Here is a 16,508-nt window from a genome sequence, read left to right on the forward strand (position 1 = left end):
TAGTTATTTTTGCAAATCGGTCTGGCTGTAAAGGACCTTTTCCAAGTGATTGTACCCGAAGTACTATGAATATTTCCCTTAATTGGCTCAAACAATACATTTCCCTGACCGAGTCGCCCGAAGAATTAGATCAGTTACTGACGGGCTGTGGCCTTGAAGTGGAAGAAATCGAACGCATTGATTCCGTACCGGGTGGTTTGCAGGGCGTGGTGATTGGCGAAGTATTGACGTGTGAGCCGTTTACCGTCAAAGAAAAACAATTACACCTCACCACCGTCGACATTGGAACGGGCGAACCCACGACCATCGTTTGCGGAGCTGCGAACGTCGCCGCGGGTCAACGCGTGGTCGTCGCTACAGTAGGAGCCACCATTTATCCGACGAATGGCGAACCGTTTACCATCGGTAAGCGTAAAGTGTACGGTCACCCTTCTGAAGGGATGATTTGTGCTGAAGACGAGCTGGGTCTGGGTACCAGCCACGCGGGAATCATGGTACTCACCACCGATCTCCCCAACGGCACGCCCGCGGCTACTTACTTCAAACTGGAACCGGATTACCGCATTGTGATTGGCCTGACGCCCAACCGGGCCGATGCCGCTTCGCACATTGGCGTAGCCCGCGACCTGAAAGCACTCTTACATCGAGATATTAAGCTGCCTTTTGCGGATAACTTTTACGCCGCCAACAATCAGCATCCGATTGACGTAGTGGTGGAAAATACCGAAGCTTGTCCACGGTTCTGTGGGGTTACGATTGACGGGGTGAAAGTGGCGGAATCGCCCGACTGGCTCAAGCAATCGCTGCTGGCCATTGGTCTGCGGCCCATCAACAACATTGTCGATGTAACCAACTTCATCTGCCACGAGCTGGGTCAGCCGATGCACGCCTACGACTGGCACGAACTGGCCGGACAGAAAATCGTGGTGAAAACCATGCCGGAAGGAACGAAATTCGTGACGCTCGACGGAATCGAACGGACGCTTTCCAGCGAAGACCTGATGATCTGCGATGCTGAAAAACCCGTAGGCATTGCGGGCGTATTTGGTGGTCAGGAATCGGGCATCAAGGAAACGACGACGCGTGTTTTTTTGGAAGTAGCGTACTTCTCACCGGACTGGGTACGGAGATCATCCATGCGACATGGCCTGAAAACGGACGCCAGTTTCCGATTTGAACGCGGTACGGACCCCAATTTCAAGCTGTATACCCTCAAGCGGGCGGCACTGCTCATGCAGGAACTGGCCGGCGGAAAGATTACGAGTGAAATTACGGATACGCATCCGGCTCAGTTCAAACCCGCTCAGGTGCTGATGAGCTACCGGAATATTGACCGCCTGATCGGACAAAAAATTCCGCATGAGCAAATCCACCAGATTCTGACGGATCTGGATATTAAAGTCTGGAATGGTACGGAAGAAGGCTTCACGGCTTCGATTCCGGCTTATCGCGTGGATGTGACGCGGGAAGCTGACGTGATTGAAGAAATCCTGCGGATTTACGGATTGAATAATATCGGCTTGTCGGCTCATCTACGGACCGACTATCTGGCGAAGTTCCCCGAGCCCTCTAAAGACAGAGAACGCGTTCCGTTCAAAATTTCTCAGTTGCTGGCCGGAGCTGGTTTTCAGGAGATTTTCACCAATTCATTGACGAAACCGGCCTACGCGGCCAGTATAAAAGATAGTCTGCCTGGTGAAGATGTCGAGATTCTGAATAAATTGAGCGAAGATTTGGGTGTGATGCGGCAAAGTATGCTATTCTCCGGCCTGGAAGCTCTGGCCCATAACGTCAATCGGCGTCAACGGGATCTGAAGTTTTTCGAGTTTGGGAAAACGTATCACAAGATGCAGCCTCACCAATACGTCGAGAAACCGCACCTGGCTCTGTATCTAACCGGAAACATCGTTTCGGAAAGCTGGCAGCAGAAAAGTCGGCCCGTAGCTTTCCACGATCTGGCTAGTACGGTGAACCGGATTTTCAAAAAAATGGGTGTGAAAGGCCTGACTACGCAGGAAGTAGAAGCCGGAAACGTCTGGGCGTATGGTTTGCAATACCTCAAAGGAAAACAAGTGCTGGCTACCATCGGTTTAGTACGCAGCGATCTGACCAAGCTGACGGATCTGAAACAGGCGGTATTCTTCGCTGATCTGGATTGGGCTGCTTTGCTGGATCACTACACCACGGAAGTGACGTTCCAGGAGATTTCGAAATTCCCCGAAGTACGCCGTGATTTGTCGCTGGTACTGGATAAAACTGTTAGCTTTAAAGAGATTCAGGAAGTTGCTTTCAAGTACGAGAAAAACCTCCTGCAGAGTCTAAACGTATTTGATATTTACGAAGGACCGAATCTGGGCGAAGGTAAGAAGTCATACTCAGTAAGTTTCACTCTGCTGGATGCTTCGCAAACGCTGACGGATAGTCAAATCGACAAAACCATGAATCGGCTGATGCTTGGTTTTGAAAAAGAATTAGAAGCTGTCATTCGAAAATAAGTTTCAGGGTACGGGAAGCGATTTCCGTACCTCCAAATGCTAAACGTACCATACCCTTGATGAATCCCCTGGATACCTCCCGCTCGGCGGATGAACTGGAAGAACGTCTGCGTGCCAAAGGCCAGCATCTGGAACTAAAGATACGCACGCTCATTTCCCAGATGGAGCAAATGAATATGATCTTGCAGGACAAGCAACGGGAGCTGGAAGGCTTACATTCGTTGTTGAAGGAGCGGGATGAAATCATCAAAAAGCAGAAAACGGAGCTTTCGGACTTACGGAAACGCAGTGAGCAAAAAGGCCGGATGAGCCGGGTTGCTCTGGATTCACTGAACCCGGATAATCCCGAAGCGTTGCGTATTCAGGTTGATCATTTCATCCAGGAAGTGGACAAGGCCATTAAAAAATTATCGGAATAGCGTTCCACAAGGAATTGCTGTACCAAAGAAAAGTGAAGCAAAACCAGAGGGTGTAAAGGTAAAAATGAACCGATGGCTAGGGCGAAAATAGGATTAAAGCCTATAATTTATTGCGAAAAGCCAATCATTCGGAATGAATAGCCTGCACAACATTTGCATAATTTCACTTTTAAGTACTAAACTTGTAAAAGTTTAGATTGTAATACAGGCCATCTGACCGGCTCAACCGCCGATTAAAAGACCGAAGAAAATGCAGTTAGAGCGATAATAAGCCATAACTACTTTTGCATGGGAACGAATCGTACCATCCACATACAGCTTGCTGGCACGCAATACGAAATGACGATTCCGAAAGAAGATGAACTCTACATTCGGGAAGCGGCTAAACTATTGAATCAGCAAATGCAGCAATTACTCGAGAAGGAAAATGTTCACAGCATGCACGAGCGGATGACGCGTGTGATGCTTTTTTGCATGGTTACTAATCTGAAGCTCAATGCCTTACAGCATCAGGCTTTTGCTCAGCTCGAAATGATGGATGAATTAGTCAATCCGGTACTGCGGAATTGATTGATACACTAGAGATCCCTGTTTTTCTTCACTTTTAACGGTCTCCGGCAGAGGGCTGTTTGGTTTCACTATTATTTAACCATACAGACAAATGCAGGATAGTAGTATTCTATTGTATTTGCTCGATACCCTCATTACAGCGGGAATAGTATTCTTTATTACCCGGATATTCTTAGGGAAAGCGATTAAAAATCGGGAAGCAGAGGCCGAAGTAAGAGCCGTCGACATTATTAAAAACGCCGAAGAAAAAGCGGAAAACCTCAAAAATCAGCGGATTCTTGAAGCGAAAGAAAATTTTCTTAAACGCCGGGCTGAATTTGAGGAAGAAACCAATAAGCGGAAACGTGTTCTTCAGGAAAATGAGGCGAAACTGAAGGATTTTGAGCGTCAGATCAATCAGCAACGTGAACAGGCGAAACGCAAGGAAGACGAACTGGAAAAGCAGCGGCAGCAGTTAGCCCAGCAGCAGGAGTCAGCAAAACGGAAAGTGGATGAGGCCGAGAAAGCCCGCACCAGTGCCGTTTCCCAGCTCGAAAAAATCGCCGGTCTGACCGCCGACGAAGCTCGTCAGCAACTGGTCGATAACCTGAAAGCCGAAGCGGAAACGCGGGCCTCCAGCTACGTAAAAAACATCGTAGAAGAAGCCAAGCTGACGGCAACGAAAGAAGCGAAGAAGATCGTTATTGAAACCATCCAGCGGACGGCAGCCGAACAGGCCATCGAAAACTGCGTCTCGGTTTTCAATATCGAATCGGACGATATCAAAGGTAAAATTATTGGACGTGAAGGACGGAATATCCGGACGTTGGAATCGGCTGTGGGCGTGGAAATCATCGTAGATGATACGCCGGATGCTATTGTGATTTCGGGTTTTGACCCCGTACGTCGTGAAATCGCCCGTTTGTCGCTCCATCGACTGGTACAGGATGGTCGGATTCACCCGGCTCGTATCGAAGAGGTGGTAGCTAAAACGCGAAAGAATATCGAAGACGAAATCGTCGAAATCGGTGAACGTACGGTCATTGACCTGGGTATTCACGGCTTGCACCCGGAACTGATCAAGATGGTAGGTCGGATGCGTTTCCGCTCTTCCTACGGTCAGAATCTGCTTCAACATTCTCGCGAAGTAGCCAAGTTGTGTGCAACGATGGCTTCCGAACTTGGGTTGAATGCGAAGCTGGCTAAGCGGGCAGGTCTGCTGCACGATATTGGTAAAGTGTGGCACGAAGAGCCGGAATTACCGCACGCCATTCTGGGTATGGAAATGGCCCAGAAGTACAAGGAGCACCCGGAAGTTTGCAACGCCATTGGAGCTCACCACGATGAAATTGAGATGACCAGTATGATTTCCCCCATCGTGCAGGTATGCGACGCCATCAGTGGTTCGCGTCCCGGGGCCCGTCGGGAAATGATGGAAAGCTACATTCAGCGTTTAAAAGACTTGGAAGCTCTGGCCCTCAACTTCAACGGCGTAGATAAGTGTTACGCCATTCAGGCCGGTCGTGAACTTCGCGTCATCGTGGATTCGGATAACGTATCGGATGAGAAAGCGGGTCAGCTGAGCTACGATATTTCACAGAAAATTGAGAAAGAAATGCAGTATCCCGGTCAGATTAAAGTGACGGTAATTCGGGAAATGCGTTCCGTAGCTTACGCAAAATAAGCAAGTCTATACAAGCAAAAACCCCGCTGATTGATACCAGCGGGGTTTTTGCTTGTATAGGCGAAGCGGCTACTTATCTTCGCTTGTCTTTCACCCGTTTTTGTTCAAACTGGAATGAAAGGGCTTGGTTACGGGCTGGATAAGTGATTTCGTAGAAGTGAGCCGCCCGATTGGACTGGAGTAAAAGTTTGCCTCGCATGGCCTCGCCCGGTTGGAGTATCATCTGGCGAAACGTTTCCCGCTCGAAGTTGCCCTGTTCCCAAGTAAGCTGATCCATCCGATTGCCAAAACGCTGGTGATCAGCTACTCGCTTAACCGCCAGGGTTTGCCAGCCTGCGGCAATACCCGCCCGTTTGGAAGCGTACTCGTGATACGTTTGCCGCGAGTTCGTTTGGGTCGCTACGTCAGCGGCAACCAAACCGACCAGTAAGACGGTATTGAACACTTTATTGAATTGAAGAATCTTCTGTTCCTGCTTAATTTGTCGGGCTATTCGCTGCAATTCCAGGTCTGGATCCAAGCCTTGTCTTCGCCAAGGGTTAAGCGTACCGGCGGATGTTTTGTAAAGTAACAGGGTTTGTGTCTCATCCAGGGCGGTAATTTCGAAGTCATGCGGTTTGATTTCGATGGGACGCTCGGTGAGATTTGTGATTTCAGTATCAAAAATCAGGTACTCGATTTTAGCTCCCGGCTGACGGCTGAGATAAACGGATTCAAAAGCCGTAACAACTTTTAAGCTATCATTGAGCTGACGAGCTACTTCTAAGCCATTTTCCCGCTGAGTATCCGGATTAAGGGACTTAAGCTGCAGCGTCGAACGCGTACAGGAAGCCGAAAGAAGGACAATCGTAAAAAAGTAGAGGTATGTTTTCATAGCTAGTGCGGATGCGGTTGACTAGCCGAAAATACGGAGGAAGCTCCTGATGATGAAAGAATTAACAGATTTTAACGACGAGCGTTAATCACCAGAAATACGTAAAGTAGCGTTTTATGCCTCAGCCAACGAACGTACGAAACATTGCCTTGAGGCGTAAAACGCTACTTTGAATAGTTAATCAATGAGAGCGACCACCGAAATTTCTACGGAAACATCTTTAGGAAGGCGGCTAACCTGAACGGTTTCACGGGCCGGGTAGTCACCTGAGAAGAACTCGCCATAGATGGCGTTTACTTCCGCAAAATCGTTCATATCTTTCAGGAAGATGGTAGTCTTAACGATATTGTGGTAATTCATGCCCGCTGCATGTAAAATTTCGCCAATGCTTACCATAACTTGGCGAGCTTCAGCCTGGATTCCGGCTTGGCTGGCGGCTAGATCGGCAGCAATCTGACCGGAAACATACAAACGACCATCTATTTTTACTGCTTGAGAATAGGGTCCGATGGGTGCGGGTGCATTGGGAGTGAAAATAATCTGCTTGTTCATTGGTCTCTTTGCAAATATTTAAAGGGGCAAGTTAAAAAAAAGCGTGTAGTTGTACGGTTAAAGAACATTAAACTCAAAGCTTGAGGACGTTAAAACTTTTTAATCAAACTAAGGTTCATTAGTCAATTCCTTTACGAATTATCGACATGCCAGCTTCTGACCGTCCGTTCTATCACCGGGCTTCTCACTCTTTAATTATCATTAGCCTCGTTACGCTGGGTATTTACATTGGACAGGAAATTATTGTGCCGCTGGCGTTAGGAGGCTTATTGGCCATCCTATTAAGACCCGTAGAAGCCTGGTTTATGCGAAGGGGTGTTCATAAAGTAATCGCTATTTGTTTAACCCTGGCATTGGCTGTCATCGTATTGTCGGGCGTCGCTGTTTTTATTTCCATCCAGATTTCTAACTTCTCGGACGATCTTCCCAAGCTGCAGGATAACATCAATGATTTTTACCGGACCGCCCGCCGCTGGGTTCGTCAGGAGTACAATGTCAGCTATACCAAGCAGGCTCAGTACATCAAGCAGGCTCAGCAAAAAACGCTCGAAAACCTGCAGGGTGGTACGGGAGCATTAGCCGCTATTTCGGGACCACTCGGTACGCTGGCTTTAATTCCCATTTACGTGTTTCTGCTGCTGTACTACCGGGCGATGTTACTTAAGTTTCTGGTGTCACTTTTCATGGAAGAGCACGCCGGGCGGGTCTGGGAAATTATTGGGCAGGTAAAGGCCGTCATTCAAAGTTACGTGGTCGGCCTGCTGCTTGAAACCGCTTGTGTAGCCATTCTTAATGCTTTAGGACTACTGGCTTTGGGGGTAGAATATGCCATTATGCTGAGCGTCATCGCTGCCATTTTAAACTTAATTCCTTACTTGGGAGGGATCATTGCAACGGTACTGGCCGTGGCTATTGTGTTTATTAATAATCCGGAGCCTTCGATGTTACTGGGCGTGGTAGGGGTATTTCTGGCCGTACAATTCATCGATAATAACTTCTTAGTACCGATGATTGTCGGTTCGAAAGTAAAGGTCAATGCTTTAGTGTCCATCGTGGGTGTACTCATCGGAGGAGCATTGGCTGGTGTATCGGGAATGTTTCTTTCCATTCCGGCCATTGCCCTGATGAAGGTAATCTTCGACCGAGTCGAAGGACTGGAACCCTGGGGCATACTCATCGGCGATGATCAGCCCGACGACGCCAAACAACCGATGTTGCCGCGATGGATGCGAATCTGGGAACGCAGAAAGGCCGAAAACGGTTGATTCCAAAAGCTTTCTTCCCAGTATGCAATCATCTACGGCCGAACCGATTCAAAAAAATAATCAACGCTATCAACCTTCAGCGGTTGTATTGATGCTACTGGCTTCCCTGCTGTTTGCGATTATGACGCTGACCGCCAAGCAGCTCAGTACCCGTTTCAATGCCGTAGAACTGGTATTTTTCCGGAACCTGGTAGGGGCTACCTTTATTTTAATCAGCCTCCAACGCCGTCCCATGCAACAGCCGGGCGGCAAACCCTTCCTGCTCATTTTTCGGGGCGTAGTGGGGACGGCTTCTCTTTACATGCTTTTTTATTCGGTACGAACGCTAACGCTTGGTACCGCTTCGGCTTATCAGTATACGTACCCTATTTTTCTAAGTATTCTTTCCTTTCTGTTTTTTGGCGAAAAACTCAACCGTCGGGAGTGGGCGGCGATTGGACTGGGCTTTGTGGGAATTCTCTTCATTTTTCGTCCAGACGTAACCATGCCCCTTCGCTGGCACCTGATTGGGCTAAGCTGTGCATTACTAACGGCCATTTCTTACCTGTCCATTCGAGGACTTAACCGCTATTATGATACGCGGGCCATTGTTCTTTCCTTTATGCTATCGGGTCTGATCTTACCGGCTATATCCATGATACTGGGTGAATATTGGCCTGAGGCAGAAAGTTTGTGGTTGGGTCGGTTCGTATGGCCGCAGGGCTGGGAGTGGCTCGTCTTACTTGGAATGGGGGTGGCGGCTCTGGCGGCTCAACTCGCCATGACGCGTTCCTTAGGCATGGACAAAGCAGGTCGGGTATCGGCAGTTGGTTATTCAAATATTGTCTTTTCCCTACTGCTGGGGTTATTACTAGGGGACGCTCTGCCCTCCCTGCCTGTACTGCTCGGAATCACGTTGGTCATTAGCAGTGGGGTGCTCATTGCCTGGAGGAAACGAACGTCTGCAACCGCTAAATAAAGATCAGTTGTTATCAAAAAAAGATTAGATTTTTTTGATAACAAGCAGGGTTTGCTTTTGCTTTAATCGTCTTATCCTCAGTAGTACTTAGCCTCTTTCCGTTAAACAATTCCTTAATTTTTTTAAGAATACGCGTGAGCGTAGGAAGCTCAACCGTTGTCGCCTTTCGGGCTTCATACGGACGGGAATGCTGTGCCTTTATAAACTCAATCTATCTATTCCAACCTTTTCAAAACCGTTTAAACGAGCACCGACTATGACCTTTTTGGATGAAACCATTGCCCTGCCTGTCGGCGTAACCCTGGATCGATTTATCAAACGCAATCAGGAAGCTTTTCCTTTCGCTACTGGTGAGCTTTCGCAACTTTTACGGGACATAGCCCTAGCGGCGAAGATCGTGAATCGGGAAATTAATAAAGCGGGTCTGGTGGATGTGACTGGAGCCATCGGAACGTCCAATATCCAGGGAGAAGCCCAGCAAAAACTAGACATGATCGCTCATATACGGTTCATGCGGGCCCTGAGAAACGGCGGTGAAGTGGCCGGGATCGTGTCGGAAGAAGAAGAAAACATTGTCTTAACCGGAAACGACGAAGCTAAGTACGTAGTAGCGATTGACCCTTTGGACGGATCTTCCAATATTGATGTCAACGTTTCGATCGGTACCATTTTTTCCATTTATCGCCGTTTGAGTGCACAGGGTACTAAAGTAAACGCGAACGATTTTTTGCAAGGTGGCGAAGCTCAGGTCGCCGCCGGGTACGTACTCTACGGCTCGTCAACGGTGCTCGTCTACACAACGGGTCATGGTGTCAATGGCTTTACGTACGAGTCTTCACTGGGCGAATTTTTCCTTTCCTATCCCACCATCCAGATCCCGGAGGATGGCAATCTGTACTCGATTAACGATGGAAACATGCCTGATTTTCCGGAAGCTATCCTCCGTTATATTGACTTGTGCCGCAATCGCCGGTACTCAGCCCGGTATATCGGGTCACTCGTGGGAGATTTCCATCGGAATTTATTAAAAGGAGGCATTTATTTCTATCCACCGACCCGTAAAACGCCCCAAGGCAAATTGCGGTTGCTGTATGAATGCTACCCCTTAGCGTTTATTGTGGAGCAGGCAGGCGGTATGGCCACCGATGGAAAACAACGTTTATTAGAAGTAGAAATCAAGAACTTACACCAGCGAAGCCCGTTGTGCATTGGTTCCAGTACCATGGTGAAGGAAGCTGAGCAAGTATACGTTGAACAAAGTAGCATGATACAATAGAAGTAATCGTACAGTCAACGCTTACCCATAAGTGCTCGAATGGGAATCCTTTTCTACAGGTTTATTAAGTTTACTATTAATTTAAGTTATTGATTTTCAATGAACTATATTTTTTGGCTTAGGTTTTTCTTATAGAATTACCATAAGAGTATCAACCTTAAATAAATAAGTCATGGAAACTACAGTAACGAACGACAAATTAGTAGATGTACTTAATGATTTAGTGCGTATTAATAACGACCGGATCGCTGGATACGAAAAAGCAGTAAACGAAGCTGAACTCGAAGACGTAGATCTGAAAGCTTTGTTCAATCGTTTTGCCGATGAAAGCCGTACGTACCGGGATGAGCTGAGCCGCGAAATTGTTAGTCTGGGAGGTACGCCTACCGACGAAACGACAACTTCTGGTAAATTCTACCGCGTGTGGATGGACATCAAAGCTGCCTTCTCTGGTAAAGATCGGAAAGCCATTCTCGAAAACTGTGAGTTTGGTGAAGACGCCGCACAGGAGGCCTATCAAACGGCTCTGGAATCAGATGCTACGATGACCACGGATGTGCGTCAATTGATCAGTACACAAAAATCAAAACTGAAGGAGTCGCATGATGCGGTGAAAAAGTACCGTGACCTGCATGCTTCTTTGAGCTAATAAAAATTGTTGAGTAACAGAGAAGGCGATCCCTGTATAGGGGTCGCCTTCTCTGTTTTATGGTTTTTGAAGAAGTAGTTAGTTTATGCTTTATGAGCTGAATATAAGGGAGTTCAATGGATAAAAATGCTTATTAAAAATAATTTTAAAATAATAGAATACATCTTTAAAATTATTAATTAAATAACTGATTTTTAGTATTTTATGCATAAAACAGGCTTTTCGTTTTTTATTTGATTCGCGATTTATTTGTTTTGAATAGCCTATAAAAATAAGTAGTATTTACGTAGCTTTTCAAAGCTTAAGAATTCATGCGTATAATCAACCCTCCATTACATTTCTTCCATTAATCCTTATCAACTATGTGCGGAATCGTAGCATACATTGGGCATCGCGAAGCCTATCCCCTCATCATTAAAGGCCTAAAGAGACTGGAATACCGGGGCTATGACTCGGCTGGGGTAGCTCTGCTCACCGATACGGGCCTGAATGTATATAAGAAAAAAGGAAAGGTATCCGATCTGGAACAGTCACTGGGCGAAGAACAGCTCAGTAGCCATATTGGCATTGGGCATACGCGTTGGGCTACCCACGGCGAACCGAACGATCGAAACGCCCACCCGCATTATTCACACACGCAAAAGCTAGCGATAATTCACAATGGCATCATTGAGAACTATGGAGCTATAAAACTTAATCTTCAAAACAAAGGCTACGCGTTCCATTCGGATACCGACTCGGAAGTATTTGTCAACTTCATTGAAGATATACAGAAAGAAACCTATTGCTCACTCGAAGAAGCGGTCCGGCTGGCCATGCAGGAAGTAGTAGGAGCCTATGCCATCGTTTTGATTAACCGAGAAGAACCCGGTACACTGATTGCCGCTCGTAAAGGTTCACCACTGGTCATTGGGGTAGGGGAAGGCGAGTATTTCTTTGCTTCGGACGCAACGCCCATTATCGAGTATACCAACGAAGTAATTTACCTGGATGATTTTCAGATTGCGGTAGTACGCGAGGGTGAACTGACCGTTAAGAATATCGAGAATATCGTTTTATCGCCTTACATCCAGCACATTGAGCTTGAGTTGGAAGCAATCGAAAAAGGCGGTTATGAGCACTTCATGCTCAAAGAAATTTTCGAACAGCCCCGCTCCGTGAAGGATTGCTTCCGGGGCCGGGTCAATGCTGATGAAGGTCATTTGGTTCTTGGAGGCCTGCGGGAGTATTTGGACGATATTGCCAAGTCGCAGCGAATTGTCATTGTGGCCTGCGGTACCTCCTGGCACGCGGGACTGGTCGCTGAATATGTTTTTGAAGAACTAGCCCGTATTCCCGTCGAGGTGGAGTACGCGTCTGAATTCCGTTACCGAAACCCCATCATTAAGGAAGGCGATGTTGTCATTGCCATTTCGCAGTCGGGCGAAACGATGGATACGTTGGCGGCTATCGAACTGGCTAAATCCAAAGGGGCCATCATTCTGGGCGTTTGTAATGCCGTGGGATCCTCCATTCCCCGAACTACTCACGCAGGGGCATACACCCACGCCGGTCCCGAAATTGGCGTGGCTTCGACGAAAGCATTCACCGCTCAGGTTTCTGTCCTCACGCTGATGGCCATCGCGGTGGCTCGCCGGAAAGGCATTCTGCACGAAGATACCTTCCGCCGCTTCCTCTTTGAGCTCGAACGCATCCCCGAAAAAATAGAAAAGGTGTTGAAGAACGCCGAAAAGATCAAGGAGATTTCGGCCTTGTTTAGCGAGGCCCGTAACTTCATTTACCTGGGCCGGGGCCTCAATTTCCCCGTAGCTCTGGAAGGAGCCCTGAAACTCAAAGAAATTAGCTATATCCACGCTGAGGGCTATCCGGCAGCGGAAATGAAACACGGCCCAATCGCCCTGATTGACGAAGATATGCCCGTCGTGTTCATCGCCACGCGAGATCAATCATACGAGAAAATTGTTTCGAATATTCAGGAAGTAAAGGCCCGGAAAGGTAAGGTGATTGCGGTCGTGACGGAAGGTGATAAACTGATTCCAACCATGGCGGACCATGTCATCGAAATTCCGATTACGCACGAAGTTCTAACGCCGCTTTTGTCCGTGATTCCCCTGCAGTTGTTGTCGTATCACATTGCCGTCATGCGGGGTTGTAATGTGGACCAGCCCCGTAACCTGGCGAAATCGGTTACCGTAGAATAAAGCATTCCGATTCAAAAAAAGCCATCTGTTCAGATGGCTTTTTTTGTTGGATAGACTATTATAAATCGATGTAAATACTAATGAATGTACAAATTGATCTTCGATAGATCATAAAATAGTCAAAATACAGTCAGTGGACGGTAAACGGCAGGGAGTGCAGGCTTAGAAGTATAAATACATTTGTATTAGTGGATAAATTCATTATTTTCTTAGATAGTGAATATAAATCCGCTAGTCACTTACGACTTCCCGCTAAAATTACACCTAATCAATCGCTTCTTAATCCTTTCCACTATGACTGTAACGTAACGTATTTCCATTTGTAGAAGAGAGCCTTTTCTGCAATCCAAGTTCGTATTGATCTGCCTTAATGTGCACTTCGCCCAGCGAAGGAGCCTGTGCCTGTATTGCCTGATCGATTTCCTAAAAACCTTTACTTCTATGTTAAAAAATCGACTTTTCTTACCAGGAGGATCAACCTTCTGGCTATTTATGCTACTGCTCTGTTGTGTCGTACGACTGCCTGTACAAGCGGCGGATGTAGTCGTTTCTGGAACGGTCAGCAGTCCCAGTGGTGAGCCGCTTCTGGGAGTAAGCGTTCTGCTCAAAGGGACGACCCGGGGTGTTATTACGGATGCTCAGGGAAAATTTAAAATCAGTGTTCCCGATAATGAATCGGTATTGATTTTCAGTTTTGTAGGCTACGTGCCGCAGGAAATGGCCGTAGGCTCTCTTACCCAACTGACGGTTACGCTCCAGCCCGATACCAAAAACCTCAGTGAGGTAGTTGTGGTAGGGTATACCACGCAGTCGCGGGCTACCGTAACCGGAGCGGTGGGTACGCTCAAATCGTCGGATTTGCTGCGTACACCCGCCGTTACTACTTCTGGAGCGTTAGTGGGTAAAATTCAGGGGATTACGGCTCGTCAGGCCGACGCCCGCCCCGGAGCCGGAACGAATATTCAGATCCGTAACATGGGTACTCCCTTGTTCATTATCGATGGGGTTCCTTCGGATGAAGGCAATTTCAACAACTTGGGCCAGAATGATATTGATAACATTTCCATTCTGAAAGATGCCTCCGCTTCCATCTATGGACTGCGGGCAGCCAACGGGGTAGTGCTGGTAACCACGAAACGCGGGAAGATCGGTAGCAAGCCACTCATCAATATTAATGGCTATTACGGGGTGCAGAATTTCACCCGGTACCCACGTCCGGCTAATGCTTATCAGCACGTTCGAGCCCAGGCAGAATCGGATCAGAATCAGCGGATTAATACAACCTGGACGCCCGAGGAGTTGGCAAAGTGGAAAGTAGGTACGGAGAAAAATTACCGCAGTTTCGATTATTACGATATGGTCATGCGACCTAACGTACCTCAGTTTTCGCTCAATGCCAATGCTTCAGGGGCTAATGAAACCGTAAACTATTACGTATCCGTCGGACACTTGGGACAGGAAGCATTGATTAAGGACTATCGGTTTAACCGGACCAACATCCAGACCAACGTGGAGGTAGCTCTGGCGAAACGGTTTAAAATCGGTACACAGCTAAGTGCCCGGCGGGAATTCCGCCACCAGGTAGGGGTACCCGGACTGGATGATTACTTCAATCCCTTCCTGAGTATCTTCACCATGTGGCCCACCGAGCGGCCTTACGCGAACGACAATCCGAATTACATCAATCAAACGCACAACGTGAACGTAAACCCGGCAACGTATAAAGAAGACGTTACTGGGTACATTGACGAAGTATGGATGAATGGCAAAGGGAACTTCTACGCTCAGTATGACTTTGACTTCGGTCTGTCGGTGAAAGGCACATATTCTTACGCATTTACCAACTTTGATTTTGATGGGTTTGAATACACCTATAATGCCTACCGTTACGACGAAGCAACGGACACCTACAATGTAGTTCCGGGCGGTGGAAATCAAAACCCCTGGCGGGAACGTCGAAAACGTAACATCATTGACCGGTTTGCTCAGGTTCAGCTGAGTTACAACAAGCAATGGAAAGATCACAGTATCTCGGCGGTAGCTGCTTACGAACGGTACGATCAGGACAATAAATACATGGTTGTCCATACCGTACCACCGAACAATTACATTCCGATTCAGTATTTCGCAAACCAGGATGTATTGATTGATGAATGGAATGTTCAGGCCCGGGCGGGTTACATTGGTCGTTTAAACTACAATTACAAACAGAAATACCTGTTTGAGGCCGTGGGCCGTTACGATGGATCCTTTCTCTTCGCCCCTAATCGGCGGTACGGGTTCTTTCCCGGCGTATCCTTGGGCTGGCGATTGTCGGAAGAACCTTTCCTGAAAGATCGCACCAGTAATTTTCTGGATGATTTGAAGCTACGGGTTTCGTACGGAAAAACGGGTAGTGACTTGAGCGGTAACGATTTCATTGTGCCTCCCTTCAGCTACCTGCCGGGCTACAACTGGAACAGTCGTACGGCCGTTTTTGACGGAAATCTGGTGACGGGCCTGCAACCTCGGGGGTTGCCCATCCGAAACCTGTCTTGGGTAGAAAACACTTCCCGTAATGTAGGGATTGACTTTTCGTTCTGGGATGGCAAGTTCTCGGGTACGTTTGATGCCTTCGAACGTTTACGCCAGGGCTTACCCGCCGCCCGCTACGATGTGTTACTACCCAGTGAAGTAGGCTACACGTTGCCTAATGAAAACCTAAATTCGGATGCTCACCGGGGTCTGGAAGGGGTGCTGACGTACCGGAATCGGATCAATGAGGTGCAGTACTCGTTCAGCGTCAACGGAACTGTAGCTCGCCGCTGGGACGTACAGGGTCGCTACAAACCCCGATACGGAAACTCCTGGGATCAGTACCGAAACTCCTGGGAACACCGCTGGGCCAACATTAACTGGGGTTATCAGGTGGTGGGCCGGTTTCAGTCGCAGGCCGAAATCGACAATTATAACGTCAACAACGACGGACAGGGCAACCGCACCCAGTTGCCGGGCGATTTCATCTACAAGGATGTCAACGGCGATAAAATCATCAATGAGCTGGATGAACGACCCATTGGTTACGCCGAAGGAGCCAACCCGTACGTGAGTTTTGGTATCAACAGCAGCGTATCCTGGAAAGGCTTTACCCTTCAGTTCGATTTCGCCGGAGCTACTATGCAGACCTTCCAGCGGAACTGGGAGATGAAGATTCCTTTCCAGAACAATGGCACATCTCCAGCCTACATCTTCGAAGACCGCTGGCATCGGCAGGACCCATTCAACCCCGACAGCCCCTGGGTGCCTGGTACATATCCGGCCGTTCGGAAGGATAACCCCAGTCACGTCAACTTCCGCAAGAGCGATTTCTGGTTAACCAACGTAAGCTACATTCGGTTGCGTAACCTGGAACTGGCCTACAATATTCCATCACCCGTACTCAAAAAGCTGAAATTATCGGGTTTGCGGGTGTACGTGAATGGTACCAACCTCTTCTCCTTCGACAACGTCAAGAGTTTCGGAATTGACCCCGAAATCTCTTCCGGCAACGCCCTGGTGTACCCACAACAACGCCTCGTAAATGCTGGATTTAGTCTGAATCTCTAAA

The 16,508-nt window shown here is 47.8% G+C and carries 12 protein-coding genes; 10 read left to right on the plus strand and 2 right to left on the minus strand.

The features are described 5' to 3' along the window. Nucleotides 1-65: 65 nt before the first annotated feature. The 4 genes from pheT (at nt 66) to rny (ending at nt 5,147) form a co-directional block, all read left to right on the plus strand. Entirely contained in the window at nt 66-2,495 is a 2,430-nt protein-coding gene (gene pheT, locus C5O19_RS02590) for a phenylalanine--tRNA ligase subunit beta (protein ID WP_104709782.1), read from the plus strand. Between the two features lie 59 nt (nt 2,496-2,554). Continuing rightward, nucleotides 2,555-2,914 carry a hypothetical protein gene (locus C5O19_RS02595; protein ID WP_094810557.1) on the plus strand — a complete coding sequence of 120 codons (360 nt, stop codon included), beginning with the start codon at nt 2,555-2,557 and terminating at the stop codon, nt 2,912-2,914. Nucleotides 2,915-3,202: 288 nt separating this feature from the next. After that, complete coding sequence (gene zapA / locus C5O19_RS02600) at nt 3,203-3,484, plus strand: cell division protein ZapA (RefSeq protein WP_102200859.1); 282 nt, start codon at nt 3,203-3,205, stop codon at nt 3,482-3,484. Between the two features lie 91 nt (nt 3,485-3,575). Beyond that, on the plus strand, nt 3,576-5,147 hold the full coding sequence (gene rny, locus C5O19_RS02605; protein WP_094810553.1) for a ribonuclease Y: 1,572 nt from the start codon (nt 3,576-3,578) through the stop codon (nt 5,145-5,147). Nucleotides 5,148-5,220: 73 nt separating this feature from the next. On the opposite strand, the gene C5O19_RS02610 is transcribed toward rny, so the two are convergent. Both C5O19_RS02610 and C5O19_RS02615 read right to left on the minus strand, forming a co-directional pair. Beyond that, entirely contained in the window at nt 5,221-6,021 is an 801-nt protein-coding gene (locus tag C5O19_RS02610) for a hypothetical protein (protein WP_104709783.1), read from the minus strand. Between the two features lie 177 nt (nt 6,022-6,198). Beyond that, entirely contained in the window at nt 6,199-6,573 is a 375-nt protein-coding gene (locus tag C5O19_RS02615; protein WP_094810549.1) for a Rid family detoxifying hydrolase, read from the minus strand. Nucleotides 6,574-6,719: 146 nt separating this feature from the next. Between C5O19_RS02615 and C5O19_RS02620 the strand changes: the two genes are divergently transcribed. From C5O19_RS02620 to C5O19_RS02645, 6 genes are all read left to right on the plus strand, one after another. After that, complete coding sequence (locus tag C5O19_RS02620; RefSeq protein ID WP_104709784.1) at nt 6,720-7,838, plus strand: AI-2E family transporter; 1,119 nt, start codon at nt 6,720-6,722, stop codon at nt 7,836-7,838. A 22-nt stretch (nt 7,839-7,860) separates the two neighbouring features. Beyond that, nucleotides 7,861-8,796, plus strand: coding sequence for a DMT family transporter (locus C5O19_RS02625; protein ID WP_243406310.1), 936 nt, complete (start codon nt 7,861-7,863; stop codon nt 8,794-8,796). Nucleotides 8,797-9,052: 256 nt separating this feature from the next. After that, nucleotides 9,053-10,072: a class 1 fructose-bisphosphatase gene (gene fbp / locus C5O19_RS02630; RefSeq protein ID WP_104709785.1), complete on the plus strand. Its 1,020-nt coding sequence runs from the start codon at nt 9,053-9,055 to the stop codon at nt 10,070-10,072. A 172-nt stretch (nt 10,073-10,244) separates the two neighbouring features. After that, nucleotides 10,245-10,721 carry a ferritin-like domain-containing protein gene (locus tag C5O19_RS02635; RefSeq protein WP_104709786.1) on the plus strand — a complete coding sequence of 159 codons (477 nt, stop codon included), beginning with the start codon at nt 10,245-10,247 and terminating at the stop codon, nt 10,719-10,721. 362 nt (nt 10,722-11,083) lie between these two features. Further along, nucleotides 11,084-12,922 carry a glutamine--fructose-6-phosphate transaminase (isomerizing) gene (gene glmS, locus C5O19_RS02640; protein ID WP_104709787.1) on the plus strand — a complete coding sequence of 613 codons (1,839 nt, stop codon included), beginning with the start codon at nt 11,084-11,086 and terminating at the stop codon, nt 12,920-12,922. Nucleotides 12,923-13,414: 492 nt separating this feature from the next. Then, nucleotides 13,415-16,507: a SusC/RagA family TonB-linked outer membrane protein gene (locus C5O19_RS02645; RefSeq protein ID WP_243406396.1), complete on the plus strand. Its 3,093-nt coding sequence runs from the start codon at nt 13,415-13,417 to the stop codon at nt 16,505-16,507. Nucleotide 16,508 lies beyond the last annotated feature (1 nt).

The organism is Siphonobacter curvatus, from assembly GCF_002943425.1.
GTDB lineage: Bacteria > Bacteroidota > Bacteroidia > Cytophagales > Spirosomataceae > Siphonobacter > Siphonobacter curvatus.

Coding starts and splice junctions, on each gene's coding strand:
- pheT (WP_104709782.1), top strand. CDS start 66: ATGAATATTTCCCTTAATTGGCTCAAACAATACATTTCCCTGACCGAG.
- C5O19_RS02595 (WP_094810557.1), top strand. CDS start 2,555: ATGAATCCCCTGGATACCTCCCGCTCGGCGGATGAACTGGAAGAACGT.
- zapA (WP_102200859.1), top strand. CDS start 3,203: ATGGGAACGAATCGTACCATCCACATACAGCTTGCTGGCACGCAATAC.
- rny (WP_094810553.1), top strand. CDS start 3,576: ATGCAGGATAGTAGTATTCTATTGTATTTGCTCGATACCCTCATTACA.
- C5O19_RS02610 (WP_104709783.1), bottom strand. CDS start 6,021: ATGAAAACATACCTCTACTTTTTTACGATTGTCCTTCTTTCGGCTTCC.
- C5O19_RS02615 (WP_094810549.1), bottom strand. CDS start 6,573: ATGAACAAGCAGATTATTTTCACTCCCAATGCACCCGCACCCATCGGA.
- C5O19_RS02620 (WP_104709784.1), top strand. CDS start 6,720: ATGCCAGCTTCTGACCGTCCGTTCTATCACCGGGCTTCTCACTCTTTA.
- C5O19_RS02625 (WP_243406310.1), top strand. CDS start 7,861: ATGCAATCATCTACGGCCGAACCGATTCAAAAAAATAATCAACGCTAT.
- fbp (WP_104709785.1), top strand. CDS start 9,053: ATGACCTTTTTGGATGAAACCATTGCCCTGCCTGTCGGCGTAACCCTG.
- C5O19_RS02635 (WP_104709786.1), top strand. CDS start 10,245: ATGGAAACTACAGTAACGAACGACAAATTAGTAGATGTACTTAATGAT.
- glmS (WP_104709787.1), top strand. CDS start 11,084: ATGTGCGGAATCGTAGCATACATTGGGCATCGCGAAGCCTATCCCCTC.
- C5O19_RS02645 (WP_243406396.1), top strand. CDS start 13,415: ATGCTACTGCTCTGTTGTGTCGTACGACTGCCTGTACAAGCGGCGGAT.